19 protein-coding genes are annotated in these 16,464 nt (G+C 73.6%); 8 read left to right on the top strand and 11 right to left on the bottom strand.

Annotation, left to right across the window (positions count from 1 at the left end; translation table 11 throughout):
- Window positions 1-103 precede the first annotated feature (103 nt).
- The 7 genes from ACZ58N_RS33965 to ACZ58N_RS33935 form a co-directional block, all read right to left on the bottom strand.
- A complete protein-coding gene (locus tag ACZ58N_RS33965) occupies window positions 104-1,129 on the bottom strand; it encodes an FAD binding domain-containing protein (RefSeq protein ID WP_471167944.1) in 1,026 nt (341 codons plus the stop codon).
- Window positions 1,126-1,671 carry a 2Fe-2S iron-sulfur cluster-binding protein gene (locus ACZ58N_RS33960; RefSeq protein WP_471168066.1) on the bottom strand — a complete coding sequence of 182 codons (546 nt, stop codon included), beginning with the start codon at window positions 1,669-1,671 and terminating at the stop codon, window positions 1,126-1,128. Before ACZ58N_RS33960 ends, ACZ58N_RS33965 begins: the two co-directional genes overlap by 4 nt.
- Before the next feature lie 227 nt (window positions 1,672-1,898).
- Window positions 1,899-2,192 (bottom strand): hypothetical protein, encoded by a 294-nt coding sequence (locus ACZ58N_RS33955; RefSeq protein ID WP_471167941.1) that lies wholly within the window; start codon window positions 2,190-2,192, stop codon window positions 1,899-1,901.
- Window positions 2,193-2,324: 132 nt separating this feature from the next.
- Window positions 2,325-3,818, bottom strand: a complete 1,494-nt coding sequence (gene zwf, locus ACZ58N_RS33950) for a glucose-6-phosphate dehydrogenase (RefSeq protein ID WP_471167938.1) — start codon at window positions 3,816-3,818, stop codon at window positions 2,325-2,327.
- A 242-nt stretch (window positions 3,819-4,060) separates the two neighbouring features.
- Window positions 4,061-4,420 carry a hypothetical protein gene (locus tag ACZ58N_RS33945; protein ID WP_471167935.1) on the bottom strand — a complete coding sequence of 120 codons (360 nt, stop codon included), beginning with the start codon at window positions 4,418-4,420 and terminating at the stop codon, window positions 4,061-4,063.
- Window positions 4,421-4,529: 109 nt separating this feature from the next.
- Window positions 4,530-5,066: a DoxX family protein gene (locus tag ACZ58N_RS33940; protein WP_471167933.1), complete on the bottom strand. Its 537-nt coding sequence runs from the start codon at window positions 5,064-5,066 to the stop codon at window positions 4,530-4,532.
- A gap of 104 nt (window positions 5,067-5,170) precedes the next feature.
- The gene (locus tag ACZ58N_RS33935; RefSeq protein WP_471167931.1) at window positions 5,171-6,232 is read right to left on the bottom strand and encodes a hypothetical protein; all 1,062 of its coding nucleotides are present in this window, start codon (window positions 6,230-6,232) and stop codon (window positions 5,171-5,173) included.
- A 76-nt stretch (window positions 6,233-6,308) separates the two neighbouring features.
- Here ACZ58N_RS33935 and ACZ58N_RS33930 point away from each other — a divergent pair, with 76 nt between their 5' ends.
- Window positions 6,309-6,797 (top strand): isochorismatase family protein, encoded by a 489-nt coding sequence (locus ACZ58N_RS33930; RefSeq protein WP_471167928.1) that lies wholly within the window; start codon window positions 6,309-6,311, stop codon window positions 6,795-6,797.
- Here ACZ58N_RS33930 and ACZ58N_RS33925 read toward each other — a convergent pair.
- Window positions 6,788-8,101: an MFS transporter gene (locus ACZ58N_RS33925; protein ID WP_471167925.1), complete on the bottom strand. Its 1,314-nt coding sequence runs from the start codon at window positions 8,099-8,101 to the stop codon at window positions 6,788-6,790. The two genes, ACZ58N_RS33930 and ACZ58N_RS33925, sit on opposite strands and share 10 nt — an antisense overlap.
- A gap of 140 nt (window positions 8,102-8,241) precedes the next feature.
- Between ACZ58N_RS33925 and ACZ58N_RS33920 the strand changes: the two genes are divergently transcribed.
- The 4 genes from ACZ58N_RS33920 to ACZ58N_RS33905 all read left to right on the top strand — a co-directional run bounded on the left by ACZ58N_RS33920 (window position 8,242) and on the right by ACZ58N_RS33905 (window position 11,688).
- Window positions 8,242-9,177: a LysR family transcriptional regulator gene (locus tag ACZ58N_RS33920; RefSeq protein WP_471167922.1), complete on the top strand. Its 936-nt coding sequence runs from the start codon at window positions 8,242-8,244 to the stop codon at window positions 9,175-9,177.
- A 135-nt stretch (window positions 9,178-9,312) separates the two neighbouring features.
- Entirely contained in the window at window positions 9,313-10,302 is a 990-nt protein-coding gene (locus tag ACZ58N_RS33915) for an alpha/beta fold hydrolase (RefSeq protein WP_471167919.1), read from the top strand.
- 158 nt (window positions 10,303-10,460) lie between these two features.
- Entirely contained in the window at window positions 10,461-10,739 is a 279-nt protein-coding gene (locus ACZ58N_RS33910) for a hypothetical protein (protein WP_471167916.1), read from the top strand.
- Between the two features lie 208 nt (window positions 10,740-10,947).
- Window positions 10,948-11,688: a class I SAM-dependent methyltransferase gene (locus ACZ58N_RS33905; protein WP_471168064.1), complete on the top strand. Its 741-nt coding sequence runs from the start codon at window positions 10,948-10,950 to the stop codon at window positions 11,686-11,688.
- Window positions 11,689-11,735: 47 nt separating this feature from the next.
- Here ACZ58N_RS33905 and ACZ58N_RS33900 read toward each other — a convergent pair whose 3' ends face one another.
- The 3 genes from ACZ58N_RS33900 to ACZ58N_RS33890 all read right to left on the bottom strand — a co-directional run bounded on the left by ACZ58N_RS33900 (window position 11,736) and on the right by ACZ58N_RS33890 (window position 14,319).
- Window positions 11,736-12,896, bottom strand: a complete 1,161-nt coding sequence (locus ACZ58N_RS33900; protein WP_471167913.1) for an oxygenase MpaB family protein — start codon at window positions 12,894-12,896, stop codon at window positions 11,736-11,738.
- Between the two features lie 61 nt (window positions 12,897-12,957).
- Window positions 12,958-14,040 (bottom strand): polyprenyl synthetase family protein, encoded by a 1,083-nt coding sequence (locus ACZ58N_RS33895; RefSeq protein WP_471167910.1) that lies wholly within the window; start codon window positions 14,038-14,040, stop codon window positions 12,958-12,960.
- A 3-nt stretch (window positions 14,041-14,043) separates the two neighbouring features.
- Complete coding sequence (locus ACZ58N_RS33890) at window positions 14,044-14,319, bottom strand: polyprenyl synthetase (protein ID WP_471167908.1); 276 nt, start codon at window positions 14,317-14,319, stop codon at window positions 14,044-14,046.
- Window positions 14,320-14,754: 435 nt separating this feature from the next.
- Between ACZ58N_RS33890 and ACZ58N_RS33885 the strand changes: the two genes are divergently transcribed.
- From ACZ58N_RS33885 to ACZ58N_RS33875, 3 genes are all read left to right on the top strand, one after another.
- Entirely contained in the window at window positions 14,755-14,994 is a 240-nt protein-coding gene (locus ACZ58N_RS33885; RefSeq protein WP_471167905.1) for a chaplin, read from the top strand.
- 310 nt (window positions 14,995-15,304) lie between these two features.
- Complete coding sequence (locus ACZ58N_RS33880; RefSeq protein ID WP_471167903.1) at window positions 15,305-15,676, top strand: hypothetical protein; 372 nt, start codon at window positions 15,305-15,307, stop codon at window positions 15,674-15,676.
- Between the two features lie 10 nt (window positions 15,677-15,686).
- Entirely contained in the window at window positions 15,687-16,361 is a 675-nt protein-coding gene (locus ACZ58N_RS33875; RefSeq protein WP_471167901.1) for a nucleotidyl transferase AbiEii/AbiGii toxin family protein, read from the top strand.
- Window positions 16,362-16,464: the final 103 nt, after the last annotated feature.

Here is a 16,464-nt window from a genome sequence, read left to right as displayed (position 1 = left end):
TGGGTTGCACGGTTCCGTACGGTGGGCTGCGGCCGGTGTGTTCTGCGACGAGGTCCACCCCGCGCCGCACGTGGTTCTCGCCGTACTCGCGTACCGGCCGTGGCTACGCGGCGGGCCGGTCCGGGGGCGGCGGTCCGCCGGCCGCGCCGGCCAGGCGGGCGAGCACGTCGTGGGCGAGGCCGCGCGCCAACTCGACCTTGAACGCGTTGTCGCGCAGCGGCCGGGCCTGCGACAACTCCGCGTCCACGGCCCGGCGTACGCCCTCCTCGGTGGGCCGGGATCCCGTCAGCAGCTCCTCGGCGCGAGCGGCGCGCCAGGGCCGGTGGGCGAGCCCGCCGAACGCGAGGGCGAGGCGCCGCACGCTGCCGTCGTCGGCGAGTTCCAGCACGGCGGCGACCGAGGCGAGGGCGAAGGCGTACGAGGCCCTGTCGCGGGCCTTGCGGTAGAGCGATACCGCGCCGGGGCCCGCCGGGGGCAGCACCACGGCGGTGACGATCTCCCCGGGGCGGATGACGGTGTCCTGCTCGGGGCGGTCCCCGGGCAGCCGGTGGAACGCGGTCGCGGCGACGCTCCGGGCCCCCGCCTCGCCCCCGTACAACTCGACGGCCGCGTCCAGCGCGGCGAGGGCCACGGCCATGTCGGAGGGGTGCGTGGCGACGCAGTGCTCGGAGTGGCCGAGTACGGCGAGGTCGCGGTGGACGCCGTCGCGGGCGCCGCAACCGGTGCCGGGCTCGCGCTTGTTGCACGGCTTGGACACGTCCTGGAAGTACGGGCAGCGGGTGCGCTGGAGCAGGTTCCCGCCGGTGGTGGCCACGTTGCGCAGCTGGCCCGACGCACCCGCGAGCAGGGCCTGGGACAGTACCGGGTACCGGGACCGTACGAGGGGGTGCGCGGCCAGGTCGCTGTTGGGCACGCCCGCTCCGACGCGCAGGCCGCCCTCGGGTGTCTCCTCGATCCCGCGCAGGGGCAGCCGGGTGATGTCGATGAGCGCGGTCGGTGTTTCGACACCGTGTTTCATGAGGTCGACGAGATTGGTGCCGCCCCCGAGGTAGCGGGCGCCCGGATGCGCGGCGTGCGCGTCGACGGCTTCCCGCAGACCGGTGGCCCGTACGTAGGTGAACGGCTTCACGCGATCACGTCCGGGCCGTCGGTGGCCGCCGGAGCGGGCCGGACGCCGGCGCCGGCGACCGCGGCCACCGCCTCGACGATCCCGTTGTAGGCGCCGCAGCGGCAGAGGTTCCCGCTGAGCCGCTCGCGGATCTCCGCGGCGGACAGCGTGACGGGGCCCGGCGGCGGGGCCGCGCCCGTGACGTGCGAGGGGTGTCCGGCGGCGGCCTCCGCGAGGACGCCGACCGCGGAGCACAGCTGGCCGGGGGTGCAGTAGCCGCACTGGTAGGCGTCGTGCGCGAGGAACGCCTCCTGGAGCGGGTGCAGCGTCCCGTCGGCGTCGGCGAGCCCTTCGACGGTGGTTACCTCGGCCCCGTCCTGCGCGACGGCCAACAGCAGGCAGCTGTTCGCGCGCCGGCCGTCGACGAGGACGGTGCAGGCGCCGCACTGGCCGTGGTCGCAGCCCTTCTTGGTGCCGGTCAGATCAAGCGATTCGCGCAGGGCGTCGAGGAGGGTGACGCGGTGGTCCAGGTCGAGCGCGTGCCGCGTGCCGTTGACCCGCAGCGCGACGCGCGAGCGGTGACCGCCGCCCTCCTGCGGGGAGCCGGACGGGCGGGCACCCGGATCGGCGCCGGTGCCCGGTCCGGTTCCGCTTTCGGCGTCGGACCGGTGATGCCGGGGTGGTGTTCCGCTCGCAGCCACGACTGTCCCTCATGTCCGGTATGTATGGATATGACCTTGGACTGTCCAGCCTCGGGCATCCCACGCGCTCCGGCGTCCTGGGCGCGCCGTCACGAGTCCGTCGGCTCGGTCCCACGGGCGGCCCGAGCCGCGGTCACTGCCGCCGGAGCGCCACGAGCCGCCTTGCGCAGGCGGTACAGGGAGACGACGGTCACCGCCAGCAAGCCGCCGAACAGGGCGAGGAGCAGCAGGAGCATCCACATGTGGCGACCGCCGGGACGTTGCCATCCCTCCCAGGCGGCGCCACCCGCCCACAGGACGAACCCGCAGGCGTAGGCGGCACGGATGCGGCGCAACTGTCGGACGGCGCGCGGGGCGAAGACGGCGGGCGTCAGCAGGTCCATGGCGACCGGCTACCCAGGCCCGGCCGATGGAACCGGTCGGACACCCCGTCACCGCGACTTTCCCCGCACGCGCCGCCCGTTCCCCCGAGGGCCGGGGCCGTCCGCGCCGGATCGTGACGCACCGGAAGGGGCCTACGATCCGTGGTGCCGCCGGTCCGGCAGGTGCCAGCGGTACGGCGCGACGAGCGCGTCGATGTCGGCGGGACCCCAGCTCCCGGGCGCGTACGGCTCCACCGGCGGCGGTGCGTCGAGCAGCGGGGTCGCCACCTCCCAGAGCCGTTCGACGCCGTCGGAGCGGGTGAAGAGGGCCTGGTTGCCGCGCATCGCCTCCAGGAGGAGGTGCTCGTACCCCTCCAGGGAGTTCTCGGTGGCGAAGGAGGTGCGGTACGCGAACACCATGTCGGCCTCGGCCAGCTGCATCGACGGACCCGGCTCCTTGACCAGGATCCGGGCGGTGAGGGAGCCGGGGTCGGCGAAGTCGATGACGATCTCGTCGGCCCGGCCGTCCGCCGCCTCGCGCGCGTCCATCGGGAACATCCGCAGCACCGGCTCGCGCAGCCCGAGGGTCACCACGTGCCGCCCCTCCGCCAGGGCCTTCCCCGAACGCAGGTGGAACGGCACCCCGGCCCACCGCCAGTTGTCGATCTCTACCCGCAGCGCCACGAACGTCTCGGTGTCCGATTCCGGGGCGACCCCGGGCTCGTCGCGGTAGCCGGTGTACTGGCCGCGGACGACGTGGGCGGGGTCCACCGCCCGCATGCTCTGGAAGACCTTGACCTGCTCGTCCCGCAGCGCGTCCGCCTCCAGGGTCACCGGAGGCTCCATGGCGACGAACCCCAGCAGCTGGAACAGGTGCGTGACGACCATGTCGCGGAAGGTTCCGGTGCCCTCGAAGAAGTGGGCCCGCCCCTGGATGTCGATGTGCTCGGGCACGTCGATCTGTACGTGACTGATGTGCTCGCGGTTCCACAGCGGCTCGAAGAGGCCGTTCGCGAACCGCAGCGCCAGGATGTTGTCGACGGCCTCCTTCCCGAGGAAGTGGTCGATGCGGAAGACACGGGACTCGTCGAAGACGGCGTGGATGGTCGCGTTGAGCGCGCGGGCGGACGCCAGGTCCGTACCGAACGGCTTCTCGACGATGACCCGGGCGTCCCGGGCGAGACCCGTTGCCCCGATCAGGTCGATGACCGAGGCGAAGGCGACGGGCGGCACGGCCAGGTGGAAGAGCCGGTGGGGACTGCCCCCGACGGCGGCCTCGGCCTCGCGCACCGCCGCGACCAGCGGCTCCGCGGCTCCCGTGTCCGCCGCGCCGAACGACAGGCAGCCCTCGAACGTCTCCCAGGCCGGGCCCTCGGGCCGCGAGCGGCCGAATTCCGCCACGGCCTGCCGGGCGTGCTCCCGGAACTCCTGGTCGCTGAGGGCCTCGGCCGCCGGCGCGCTGCCGACGATCCGGTAGCGGCCCGGCATCAGCCCCGCCCGGGCCAGGTGGAACAGCCCGGGCAGCAGCTTGCGCCGGGCCAGGTCGCCCGTCGCGCCGAACAGGACGATGACGTGGTCCGCCGGAATCGGCTCGGGCCCCGCGGCGGCGCCGGCGGGGGAGGGGGCGGGCGGGGCGGGCTGGACCATGGGGCATCCTCACTCGTCCGACGGCACGGGCCGACGCCGTGCCTGTGCACCGCTCCGGCGCGGCCGTACGTCCTCAAGGCCCCACTCTGCGCGCCCCCGGCCGATCCGGCACCCCGGGGCCGTCGACTCGGGTGGTGCCCGCCGGTGATCACGGGAACGCCGACGGTCCGAGCAGGGGACGGGCCGGGGAACCGGGGATTACGGGACAGCCCTCAGCAGGAGCGATCAGCCGGGTGGGCGGCTCACCGGCCGTCCGGCCGGCGCCGCAGGTCCAGCATGGCGAGCAGCGAGGCCAGGTCGTCGGGGCTCGTGGTGCGCGCCTCGACCGCCTGGTGGGCCCGCTCGCGACGATCGCCGGACGCGGGGGATTCGTGGCACCGTGCCCGGCCGCCGGCATCCGGTCCCGGAGCCTCGTCCCCGTCGGGGCCGCGGCGGTGCTCGGCCGCCGTCGCGCAGACGGCGGCCGTCCCCGAGGCGCGGCGCCGCCGGGCGTTGCGGGCGGCGGCGGTCAGCGTCTCCGTCAGCCGTCCCGGTCCGAGCGGGGCCGGTCGCAGCAGCGCGGCGACGGACATGCTGCGGGCGGGGTGACGTGCGTCAGCCATGGAGTGCTCCTCCTCGGTCCGGCCGGTTCCCTACCGGCGGCGGGCTCGGGACCCGGATGTGGTGCGGTGTACACGGTCGACGGCCGGAAGCCGGCCGGCCCGTCCCGGCTCAGCGGCCGGGCAGGGCGGCCACGACCGCCTTGGCACGGTTGACCGTACTCGCCGCGGCGGCCTCGGCGGGACGCCGTACCGCCCTCACCGGGTGCCGGCGGTCGAGCGCGTGCAGCGAGCGGTAGGCGAGCGAGGGCTTGCCGTGGGTGTCCGCGGCGGCGATCAGGAGCCCACCCATGGTCGCGAGGTCGGTCAGGAAGTGGGCGCGCCGGCGCGCCCGCTCGTGCGGGTCCCGCTCCTTCCAGAACGCGTGCGTGGCGAGGGAGGTCGGCACCAGCGAGGCGGCGAGCGTGAGCGCTGCCACACGCGGGGCGCGCCCCGTCGCGAACAGCAGACCCGCTGCCGTCTGGACCGCACTGGTCACACGCACGAATCGGACGGGATCCCCGGCGAAGGACGGGAGGTGCTTCCCGACCTCCCGGGCGACGGGTTGGGCGACTTCCGCGACGGCCTCGGGATGGCGCAGGGTGCGCAGTCCACCGGCGATGAAGGGAGCGGCGAGCAGCGGGCGGGCGAGCTTTCGAAGGACGGCCATGTCCCGCTGCTGCCCAGCCGCGGCCCGTCCATCCGACCCGACCCGGCCCCACCCGGGCGGCGGGCCGGGGCCGGGGGCACGACGGCCCCGGCCCGCGCGCGGTGTCAGCCGGTCGGAAGACCCAGGCCGTAGTACGTGACGTGGTAGCCGTCGACGTACTCGGCCTCCCCGCCGACGATCAGATCGGTCGGCTCCTCCACCCCCACCGCCCTGGCCGTCGCCACCATCATCTCCGCGAGCGCATGCCCCTTCGGCTCGCCGGGGCCGCCCGCGTCCACGCGCCACACCTCGGCGTCGTCGCCCCAGATCGCAGCCGTGTTCGGGTACTGGGCCGCGGTGCCCCAGCCGAGCGCGGCCGGATCGATGCCGTCCGGGGCGAAGCAGCCGATGGCCAGCCGGTCCCCGTCGCACGCCACGTCGAACAGCAGGGGCGAACCGGCGCCGGTGCGCCCGTAGAACGGCATCCCGACGCTTATCCCGAGGGCGTCGACCTCGGCGGGCAGCGCCCCCAGGAAGTCGCCCAGCGAGGTGCTGACGGTCTTCCAACTCCGGGCCGTCCAACCGCCCGGAAGGCCGAGTCCGGCATTGGCGGGGTCACGATTGCTGCCGAAGAAGCCGCTGATGGAGTGCTCCTCGCCGACGCCCTGGCGCCAGAACCAGTTCTCCGCCGGGCCGGTGGGCAGCAGGACGAGCTCCGGGCCCGACTTCCCGGCGCGCAGCTCCAGGGTGTTCGGCCTGCCGCGCCAGCGCGTGAAGGGGGCGCCCCAGAGCGGCCCGCTGTCGTAGAAGGGGCCCATCCCGCCGTGCGAACCCAGGACGGACGGCCTGCCCAGCGCCGCCACCAGTTCCTCCCTGGCGACGCGGAACGCGGCGGCCTGCGCCGCCGCGTCGTCCGCGACGGTCGCGAGCGGGACCGCGAGCTCCACGTACGACTCGCCGTCGACGTACCGTTCCTCGTACGTGCCGACCGGCCGCGGACGGGCATCGCCGGACGCCAGTCCGGTGACCAGGACGGGCCGGTCCGACGTACCGCCCCAGGCCCATCCGAGCTGCTCCGCCAGGGACTTCACCCCCTCCGGCGTCCAGCCGCCGGCGTCCGCCGCGACCAGTGCCCGGGCGAGATCCGCGATCGATCGTTCTACTGTGCTTCCCCGTTGTGCGTTCACCCGATCATCCTGCCGCATCCCCGGACCGATCGATTCCGTGGGCAGCGGGCTCCCGGCCCGACCTACCATCGTCCGCGTGACCTCCGCACTGCTCCTCATCGATCTGATGCCCCGCATCATCGCGTTGCCCCTCGCCCCGCACTCCGGTGACGAGGTGTTGGCACGCTGCCGCCGGTTGGCGGAGGCGTTCAGGGCCGACGGCCGCCCGGTCGTGCTGGTCCGGGTGGAGAGGCCGAACGTGAGCGAGCAACCGCCGGGCAGCGGCTTCGCCGACGACCTGGTCCGGCCCGGCGACGCCCTGGTCGTCAAGCGAACCGTCGGGGCGTTCCACGGCACCGACCTGCACGCACGGCTGCGCGACCTGGGCGTGGACACCCTGGTGCTCGCCGGACTGGTCACCACGATGGGGGTCGAGTCCACCGCGCGCGCCGCGAGCGACCACGGCTACGAGCTGGAGTTCGTCGCCGACGCGATGTCCGGCTTCGCCGCGGACGAACACCACCTCACGGTGGAACGGACCTTCCCCCGGTTCGGCGCGGTCCGCGACACGGCCGCCTACACCTGAGCCGGTCCGCGCGCCGCCTTCCCCGGCCCGCGTGCGGGAGCCGCCGCGCGGCGGGGGAGGAGCAGCGGCGTCGCCAGCACGAGTACGCCGGCCAGGGCGATGGCCGTGCGCGGGCCGAGCAGCACACCCAGCAGGCCCCAGACGGCCGTCAGGAGCGCGGTCGAGGCCTTGGTCGTCACCGCCCAGGCGGTCAGCGTCCGGGCCACCCGGTCGCTCGCGGTGCGCTCCAGGCGGTAGGTCGCCTGGACGGGGTTGAAGACCCCGCAGCACAGGATCAGCCCGAACTCGATGCCCATCACCAGCAGCAACCCCGCCGTCCCCGGCCCCAGGAAGGCCAGGCCGACGGGCCAGAGCGCGCGCAGCGTCCCGGCCACGAGCAGGACCCGGTGCTGCCCGAACCGGCCGACGAGCGTCGGGGCCAGCCGTGAACCCAGCAACCCGCCGATCGAGGGCACGGCGAAGGCGAGGCCGTACTGCCACGCCGTGAACCCGAGCGGGCCGAGCATCAGGAGGGCCAGCAGCGGCGAGGCGGCCATCACCAGGCCGTTGAACAGGACGGTGTTGAAGAACAGGGGGCGCAGCGACGGGTCGGCGAGGACGTGCCGCCAGCCGTCGAGCAGACCACCGGCCCGCCCGCCCGCCGCCCGCCCGTCCGCGGCGTCACGGCGTGCGGCGCGGCCGGTACCTCCGGGGCGGCCGGTGTGCTCGCGCCGCTCGCGATGCGGCTCGCGCCCGCCCATCGCGCGCAGACCCGCGGCCGACAGCAGGTGGCTGACCGCGTCGGCCACCACCGTCACCACCGGACCGAGGAGCCCGATCGCCGCGCCGCCCAGCGGCGGTCCGACGATCGTGATCGCCCAGGCGGTCGACTCCAGGCGGGCGTTGGCGACGAGCAGGTCCTCGGCCGGCAGGAGCGTCTTCAGATAGGCGCCCGAGGCGGCGCGGAAGGTGATCTCGGCCGCCGCGACGACGATCGAGACCAGCAACAGCTGAACGAAGCCGAGCCCACCGAACGCGAACGCGACGGGGACCGTCAGCAGCGCCGCACACCGCACCAGGTCCGTCACGATCATCACGGGCCGCTTGCGACGGAACTCGACCCACGGGCCGAGCGGAACCGCCACCGCCGCGCCCACCGCGGCCCCCGCGGACGCGAGCAGCGCGACCTCGGCCGGCCCGGCGCGCAGCACCTCGATGGCGATCAGCGGGAACGCGCCGAAGGCGAGCCACGTGCCGAGCGCACTCGACCCGTACGCCGCCCACAGCCACCCGAACCGCCGCCCGAGCCGGTGCCCGCTCTTCACGTACGAAGCTCCTCGCCCACAACCGATCCGCGATCGGAACCATCAAACCGAGCGCGACGACCAGGGATCAAACAACCGGGACGGCTTCTCCCACAACCTGTGGTTGTGGGCCTAGGGCCGACAGGTCCTAGGGTGGCCGGATGGACCTCGACACCGTCCGCACCTTCGTCACCGCCGCCGACGCCGGGCAGTTCCAGGAGGCCGCCGCCGAGCTCGGCGTGACCCAGCAGGCCGTCTCCAAACGCATCGCCGCCCTGGAGCGCGACCTCGGTGTGCGACTGTTCACCCGCACACCGCGCGGCGCCGACCTCACCATCGACGGCCAGGCCTTCCTCCCCCACGCGCGCGAGCTGCTGCGCGCGGCCGACCGCGCCGCCGCGTCCGTGCGCACCGGCCGCAGGCCGCTGCGCGTCGACGTCATCGCCTCACGGGTCGCGGCGTCGGGCCTGATGCGCGGATTCCACCGGGCGCACCCCGGGATCGACCTCGACGTGGTGATGCTCTTCGACATCGGGACGGCCGTCGCCGCCCTCCGCTCCGGCACCATCGACGCCTCCTTCCGAGCCGTCGCCGCGCCCGGCCGGCCCCTGCCCGAGGACATCGGGTCCGTCCGGGTGCTCGACGAGCCGCTGCAACTCCTCACCGGCCCCGGCCACGCACTGGCCGCGGCCCGGTCGGTGACCATGGCGCGGCTCGTCGGACACCGGATCTGGATGCCGGGCATCGTCCCCGGCACCGAGTGGGCCGCCTACTACGACGACCTCGTCGCCGGGTTCGGCCTGACCATCGAGGCGACCGGCCCCAACTTCGGCTCCGACGCCCTCCTCGACACCGTCGCCGACACCCCGGCCCTGGCCACCTTCATGGGCGAGCACACCCGCCTCGTCTGGCCCACCGGCCACGGGCTGCGCCGCATCCCGGTGACCGATCCGACGCCCGTCTACCCGCACTCCCTCCTGTGGCACAAGGACAACCCCCACCCGGCGCTCACCACCCTCAGGGCGCACCTCGCCGCCACCCCGACCGGCCACGACGCCCCGGGAACCTGGTCACCGAACTGGGTGCTCCCCGACTGAACGGGGAAGGGCGCACAGGCCATCCCGGACTCCGGTGTTGCCATCCCGGCAACTACGCTCGCCACACCCGCACCACGGGCTGCATGATCGGGTACCGGTAGCGGTACCCGGCAGGTCGAACATCCTGGAGGATCCATGTCGCAGCAGGCCACGGAAGTCACCCATCGGCTCGTCGCGTCGCCCGCGGGACGGATCCACGTGGTGGAGCAGGGCGTCGGGCCGCTGGTGCTGCTCGTGCACGGTTTCCCCGAATCCTGGTACTCCTGGCGCCACCAGATGCCGGTCCTGGCCGCGGCCGGCTACCGCGTGGCCGCGATCGACGTCCGCGGATACGGACGTTCCTCCAAGCCCGGCGACATCGAGGCGTACCGGATGCTGGAACTGGTCGAGGACAACGTCGCGGTGGTGCACGCCCTGGGCGAACGGTCCGCCGTGGTCATCGGCCACGACTGGGGGTCGGCCATCGCCGCCAACTCCGCCCTGACCAGGCCGGACGTCTTCCGCGCGGTGGGGATGCTCAGCGTCCCCTACGCCCCGCGCAGCGGACCGCTGCCCAGCGAGGTCTTCGCGCTCATGGGCGGTGACGAGGAGTTCTACATCTCCTACTTCCAGGAGCCGGGCCGGGCCGAGGCGGAGATCGAGCCCGACGTGCGCGGCTGGATCACGGGCTTCTACGCCGCCATGTCCGCCGACACCCAGCCCGCGCCCGACGCCCCCGCCCCGCACTTCGTCAGCCGGGCGCAGGGCGCGAAGCTCAGCGACCGCTTCCCCTCCGGCCGGGTACCCGCCTGGCTCGGCGAGGACGAACTGGACTTCTACAGCGGGGAGTTCGAACGAACCGGCCTGAGCGGGCCGCTCAACCGCTACCGGAACATGGACCGGGACTGGAAGGACCTCGCCGACTTCGAGGGTGCCCCCATCACCCAGCCGTCCCTGTTCATCGGCGGCGACCTGGACGCCTCCACCACGTGGTTGACAGAGGCGATCCGCGCGTTCCCCACGACCCTGCCGGGCCTGCACACCGCCCGGATCCTCGACGACTGCGGCCACTGGATCCAGCAGGAGCACCCCACCGAGGTCAACCGGCTCCTGACCGACTGGCTCGACTCGCTGCCCTCCTCCTGAGGCATCGCGCTCCCGACGCCCGCGCTCGTGGGGAGGCGCGACCGGTCGTACGGTGGACGTACGACGAGGGCGCGCCTCCGCGGCACCCCGCGGCGGCCGAGGACCGCGTGGACGGGCCGCGCGGCGGCCCGCCGCGGCCCGGAAAGCAGGTGCGTCCCATGCGTACGACGACCCGCATCGCCGCCGGTGTCCTCACCGGCCTCACCCTCACCCTCGGTGGCGCGGTCCTCGCCGCCCCCACCGCCGTGGCGGACGTACCCGCCTGCACCCGTACGGCCGCCCGGACGGGAGTCGCCGTCACCGACGCCGTCACCACGGCGTGCCAACGGGGCGTCAGCAGCGACCTTTCGGGTTGCGTGAACGGTCTGACCGAAGCCGGTGTACCGGGCGGCGCCGCGAACGCCGCCTGCCGCGAGGCGGCCCACGAACCCCGCTAGAACCCTTCCGGTTGGCGGGTGTTCACCGTGCCCGCGCATCCGCCGTACCGTCAGCACCCGTGCCGCTCGTACGATCTGCGCACCAAACACCCTCGCCACATTCATGTGATCCGCCAGTACGACGTCCCGGCCGACGAGGGCAAGACTTCCGGTCATGGACACCGGTCCGAAAGCGGGCCGGAGCCAGGACAACGGGGGGACCACCATCATGAGCGGTCAGCTGTACGACGGGATCGGCGAGGCGTTCGAGGGGTTCAAGACGCTGCCTCTCGCACGCTACGGGGAGGTCCCCGGCTTCCTCGCCCTCGTCGGGGACGTGACCGGCAGGTCGATCCTCGACCTCGCCTCGGGAACCGGCTTCTACAGCCGGGAGTTCAAGCGCCGCGGCGCCTCCCACGTCCTGGGCGTGGACATCTCCTCCGCGATGATCGACGCGGCCCGCGCACTGGAGGACCGCGACCCGCTCGGCGTGGACTACGAGGTCGGCGACGTCGCCGAACTCCGATCCTTCGAGAAGCCCTTCGACATCGCCGTCGCGGTCCAGCTGTTCAACTACACCGAGGACGTCGCCACCATCGAGCGGATGTGTCGCACCATCCACCGCAGCGTCGCGGAGGGCGCCGAGTTCTTCGTCTTCGGGCAGAACCCGGACTACCGGTTCGACGGTCCGTCCCTGGCCAAGTACGGATTCCTGTGCGAGTCCCTCGGTGAGGAGACCGAGATCGGGCCGCGCGTGAGGATCACCGCCCTCCTCGACCCGCCGATCTCGTTCGTCGCGAACCCGCCCAGCCGCGAGGTCTACGAGAAGAGCCTGGAGGCGGCCGGCTTCAAGGACATCACCTGGGTGCCCCTGGAGATCTCCGCCGCCGGCGTGCGGGAGTACGGCGAGGAGTTCTGGGCCGACCTCGACGGCAACCTCCCGCTGACCATGCTGCGCTGCCGCGCCTGACCTGACCCGCCCCCGACCGGCCCGGGCCGGTCGGGGGCGACGGGACCCTACGGGAGCGAGGCGGCCGGGGGATTCCAACGGTGTGACCGGGGCACCGCGCCGGAGACCCCGTAGTCCTTCTTGAGCTGCTCCGGGATGGCGTAGTGCATGACGCGCCCACGGGTGAGCGAGGACAGCTCCAGGACCGTCGTGAGATGGCCCAGCCGGTCCAGGGCCCAGGCACCGAGCGGTGAACGGTCCTCGATGGTCTCCAGGATGCCGAGCAGATGGGGCGCGGCCTTCACGACGCCGTCCCACGGGGTGCGCGACACCTGGAGCCAATCGGCGCAGGTGTCGCCGATGAGGTGGCGGATGAGTGCCGAGACGATCGGGTCGAAGAAGGTCCCGGGCACGATCTCCTCGTACAGGTCGATGAGCTGCCGGGTCAGCAGCGAGCCCTCCTCGGACGGCCCCATGTGCCGAATCATGTACAGGTCGAGGAAACGGCGTGCGTCCTCGACGGACCGGGGGACGGCGTCCTGGTCGACGCCGAGCATGGCCCCGACCACGCGCCAGGCGTAGTAGTAGGCCTCCGCGCCCTCCGTGGACATGTGGATGTTCAGCCGGTGCAGGCTGTCCAGCACGAGCAGCGAGAAGAACATCTGCCCGCCGATCATGTCCTCCTGACAGATCGGCGTCCCGAGCGCGGCCGTGTCCCACCGGTCCTCGCGCACGAGGTGGTGGCGGATGGCCGCGTGCAGGAGCCGGACCTTCTGCACGGCGGGCACGAACCGGCTGCCGGCCTCGAAGGCGTCGGGCTGCATCAGGAGGACGGTGAACTGGCCCGTCTCCGCCATCCGCTTCGAGGGGTACTTCAACCCGTGGGTGGCCGACAGCAGCTTCGCCACGTGCGGAACGAGGTAGCAGGCCGGCATGGAGGCGAAGGAGAGGGCCGTGGAGATGTGCACGTTGTTGTCGATGAAGAAGAGCCGCGCCTTCTCCATCTCGCCCCAGTCCACCCAGGCCGGCGGGAAGCTCGTGGCTTCGAGGTACTCGCGGGCCACGTCGGGCAGACCGTCCGGCAGCGGAGCCCCGGCGGTGGAGACGTAGCGCATCAGGGTGTTGAACTTCCCCACCTCCCCGCGTTCGAAGAGCGTGGCGACGGTCGCGTCGGCGAGTCGGTCACCGGTCTGCCGCAGGGCGTCCATCGACGCCTCGGTCCAGGTCATGGCGGTGCTCCTTGAAGGCGGGGAAGGTGCTCGGGTCACGGGCCGTGCCCGGCCGCGTCGGTCAGGACAGCCGGACCGACGCCGAATGGGCCAGGGCCGTCAGGGCGGTGGCCGCCTCCTGCGGCACGGCCAGCTCGTGGAGGGCCCCGAGGGCTTCCTCGACCCGCGCGGCGATCATCTCCTCGACCCGGTCGGGAGCCTTGAGCCGGCGCATCGTCCCGCGGACCGCGTCCAGACCCTCCCCGTTCAGGTCGGCCCGGCCAAGCAGGGCCCGCAGAGATTCCCGCGCCTCCTCGTCGGCCAGGCGCCAGGTCTCGGCCAGCAGGGTCGTGGGCCGGTTTCCGTGGACGTCGTCGGCGTTGGCCTTGCCGGTGTGCTCCGGGTCCCCGAACAGGCCGAGCAGGTCGTCCCGCAGCTGGAACGCCTCGCCCAACGGAAGCCCGTACGCGGAGTAGCCCTCGCGCAACCGCGCCCCGGCACCCGCCAGCGCACCGCCGATGAGCAGGGGATGTTCGACGGTGTACTTGGCGGTCTTGTAGCGGACCACCTTCAACGCGGTCGCCGTGTCCGGACCGGTTCCGGTACGCAGGATCTCCAGGCACTCGCCGGCGATCAGCTCCCGCGCCATCACCGACCACAGCGGGCGCGCCCGGGCCAGGTACGCGGCCGGCAGGCCGCAGGTGGCGAACAGCTGACCGGCCAGCGACATCAGCAGATCCCCGACCAGCATCGCCAGCGACCTGGCGGCGCCGGAGGCGGTCGCGGAGTTCCGGGCGCCCGGAGCCTCCGAACGACCGCTCACCGCGCGACGCAGGGCGATGTGCGCGGTGGGCCGCCCGTGCCGCAGCGGGCTGTCGTCGATGAGGTCGTCGTGCACGACGGCCGCGGCGTGCACCAACTCCATGGAGGCCGCCGCCCGCACCAGGGCGTCGCTGTCCGGCTGTCCCACCGACCGCCAGCCCCAGTAACAGAACGCCGCCCGCAACCGCTTGCCGTCCGCGACGGAAGCCTCCAACTGCTCGGCCACCGCGCCCAGGCTCGCGTCGATCGCCGCGAACCGATCGGCCTCCTCGGAGACGACCCGGTGCAGCACCTCGTCGACACGGGTCTTGAAGGCGGCCTGCGCCCACCGGTCGTCCGCCACCGGTCACCCGCCGTCGTTCGCGCGGGCCACCACGTGTCGGGCGAGGAGCTCCAGGTGGGCCGGCGGCACGGCCGCGTACCGGTCCACGACCAGGCGTCCGCGCGCCACCAGGTCGTGCTCGGCCTCCGCCGCCAACTCCGCGGCGTCCGAACGGCGCAGCAGCCCGCCGACCGTGTCCATCACCGTGCCCAACGCCGAACCCACCGTCGTCACCGCCAGATCGGCCAGCCCCGCCACCAGCAGCACCGCCCGGGCCTCCGGCCCCGCGTCCTGCGCCATCGCGTTCCCCCCGCTCGCCCCGCGCCACGGCGACGCCGGTCACGCGCCACCCTCGCCAGCATCTCGTCACGGCCGCCCGGGCGCCGAAGAACTCGCGATCGAGTGACCGGATCGCTCGACCGTACGGATCCCGGCGGACGGCGCCTCCGGAGCGGCCGGGGCGGCCGGGGCGGCCCGCCCCACCGGCCCGGGGGGTCGACCCGTTCCGCCACCCGGCTCCGCGGGCGGTTGCCGTCCGCCGGATCCGGACCGGACATCACCGCGGACCGGCCATCACCGCGGACCGGCCATCACCCGTGCGGGGGAAGAATCCGGCTGCCACCAAGCCGGGCACGTGAGGACCACGAATCGCAGCTGCCGGCCCCGACGGGACCGGTGCGGCGCGTGCCCCCCCCGGGGTGCGCCTCGCTCCCCGTTCGTGAAGGAGAACCCCCCATGTCGCGTGTTCTGAAGAGCGCCGGTCTCGTCCTCGCCGCCGGAGCGGTCCTGTTCGGCGGTGCCTCCATGGCCTCCGCGGACGCCGGTGCCCAGGGTGCCGCCATCGGTTCGCCCGGCGTGCTGTCCGGGAACCTGATCCAGGTCCCCATCCACATCCCGATCAACGCCTGCGGCAACTCGGTCAGCGTCATCGGCCTGCTGAACCCGGCCTTCGGCAACACCTGCGTCAACGCCTGATCACCCTCGCCCGATCACGCACGCCGGTACCCCTTTCCGGCCCCCCTACGGATGGCGGGCCGGAAGGCCGGACCCGGGCGTGCCGACCGGGGCGGGCGTGGCGGCTCCCCGCGCCCGCCCGGACGGCCGGAGCAGCCGGCCCCCGGGGCGCGTACGGCCCCACCCGCCACGACCGCCCCACGGGAGACGGCCCCACCCGCCACGCCCGCCGTATCCGTTCCACCGGGGACGGCCCCGTTCGGCGGGCCTTCCGGGGCGGGACGTCACGTCCGCGGTGCCGGGGGCGGGTGGGACACGCGATACTGGCCCCATGGCGCAGCAGCTCTCCTCTCCCGTCCCCCCGACCAAGGCCGGCGAGGTCCTGCGCACCCGGTACGCCGACCGGCTGCCCGCCTCCCTCGGCGAGCTGACCGGCCCCACCTGCGGACCGGTCGCGTTGCCCCCGCACATCGCCTGGTCGGGGCTGCGCACGTACGACCTGGACCGGCCGCGCCAGCGCATGAGCCTCTACCGCACCGTCCTCGCGGAAGGCCTGCGCGAGGACCTGACCGGCCTCCTCGACCAGCACCTGCTGATCGAGCAGTGGCCCGTCCTGCGCACCCTCATCAGCCGCCACGTCCGGCAGGTCTGGGAGGACGCCTTCCCGCGGCTCGCCCCCCGGGCGGCCTTCCCGGCCGCGTGAGCCCCGCCGGGTGAACCTCAGCGCGCTCCACCGCCGGCTCCTCGCCGACGTCATCGCCATCGGCAGCCCGTACCCCCTGGTGATCACCGGCGGCTATGCCGTCCAGGCCCACGGCCTCGTCGACCGCCTCAGCCAGGACCTCGACGTCGCCACCGAAAACCCGGCCCCGATGGACGACATCGCCGCCGACCTGGTCCACGAGCTCACCAAGCGCGGCTGGGGCGTGGACGTCATCGGCGTGGACCCGCTGTCCGCCCGCATGATGGTCACCGACCTCCGCGGCGGCGGGCGCTGCGAGGTCGACGTCCTGAAGGAGAACCTCTGGTCCGCGCCGCAGGACACCGAGTACGGGCCGGTCCTCGCGCTCGACGACGTCATCGGTACCAAGGTCCGGGCCCTGGCCGACCGCGGAGCGGTGCGCGACCTCATCGACGTCCACGCCGCCCACCGGCACCACCCCTTCTCGGGCTTGGAACGGCTCGGCGCCCGGCACGGCCGCGACGAGTTCCGGCTCGACGACCTCCACGCCCGCCTCACGGGCGCCGACTGGTACGACGACGAGGAATTCGCCGCCTACGGCCTCGACGACGACGCCATCACCACCCTCCGCGCATGGGCCCGTTGCTGGGCCGCGGACATCGAGCCCCGCCTGTCCACCGCCCAGGACGAATCGCCCCACACGTAGCCGGGCGGCCGCGTACGGGGCCTTTCTGCTTCCCGCCTGCACCGATAAGAAACAAGTAAATTTCCCGCGCATGCTCGGACGGTCGGCGGACAGAAGGAGCCTC

This window comes from Streptomyces sp. NPDC040432, assembly GCF_055595445.1.
The sequence above is the reverse complement of the archived record's forward strand: the minus strand, read 5'-3'. Positions and strand labels throughout refer to the sequence as shown.

Excerpts from the sequence above, each read along its gene's own strand:
- ACZ58N_RS33955 (WP_471167941.1), bottom strand. The coding sequence starts at position 2,192 with ATGGACCTGCTGACGCCCGCCGTCTTCGCCCCGCGCGCCGTCCGACAG.
- zwf (WP_471167938.1), bottom strand. The coding sequence starts at position 3,818 with ATGGTCCAGCCCGCCCCGCCCGCCCCCTCCCCCGCCGGCGCCGCCGCG.
- ACZ58N_RS33945 (WP_471167935.1), bottom strand. The coding sequence starts at position 4,420 with ATGGCTGACGCACGTCACCCCGCCCGCAGCATGTCCGTCGCCGCGCTG.
- ACZ58N_RS33940 (WP_471167933.1), bottom strand. The coding sequence starts at position 5,066 with ATGGCCGTCCTTCGAAAGCTCGCCCGCCCGCTGCTCGCCGCTCCCTTC.
- ACZ58N_RS33920 (WP_471167922.1), top strand. The coding sequence starts at position 8,242 with ATGGACCTCGACACCGTCCGCACCTTCGTCACCGCCGCCGACGCCGGG.
- ACZ58N_RS33915 (WP_471167919.1), top strand. The coding sequence starts at position 9,313 with ATGTCGCAGCAGGCCACGGAAGTCACCCATCGGCTCGTCGCGTCGCCC.
- ACZ58N_RS33910 (WP_471167916.1), top strand. The coding sequence starts at position 10,461 with ATGCGTACGACGACCCGCATCGCCGCCGGTGTCCTCACCGGCCTCACC.
- ACZ58N_RS33905 (WP_471168064.1), top strand. The coding sequence starts at position 10,948 with ATGAGCGGTCAGCTGTACGACGGGATCGGCGAGGCGTTCGAGGGGTTC.
- ACZ58N_RS33900 (WP_471167913.1), bottom strand. The coding sequence starts at position 12,896 with ATGACCTGGACCGAGGCGTCGATGGACGCCCTGCGGCAGACCGGTGAC.
- ACZ58N_RS33890 (WP_471167908.1), bottom strand. The coding sequence starts at position 14,319 with ATGGCGCAGGACGCGGGGCCGGAGGCCCGGGCGGTGCTGCTGGTGGCG.
- ACZ58N_RS33885 (WP_471167905.1), top strand. The coding sequence starts at position 14,755 with ATGTCGCGTGTTCTGAAGAGCGCCGGTCTCGTCCTCGCCGCCGGAGCG.
- ACZ58N_RS33880 (WP_471167903.1), top strand. The coding sequence starts at position 15,305 with ATGGCGCAGCAGCTCTCCTCTCCCGTCCCCCCGACCAAGGCCGGCGAG.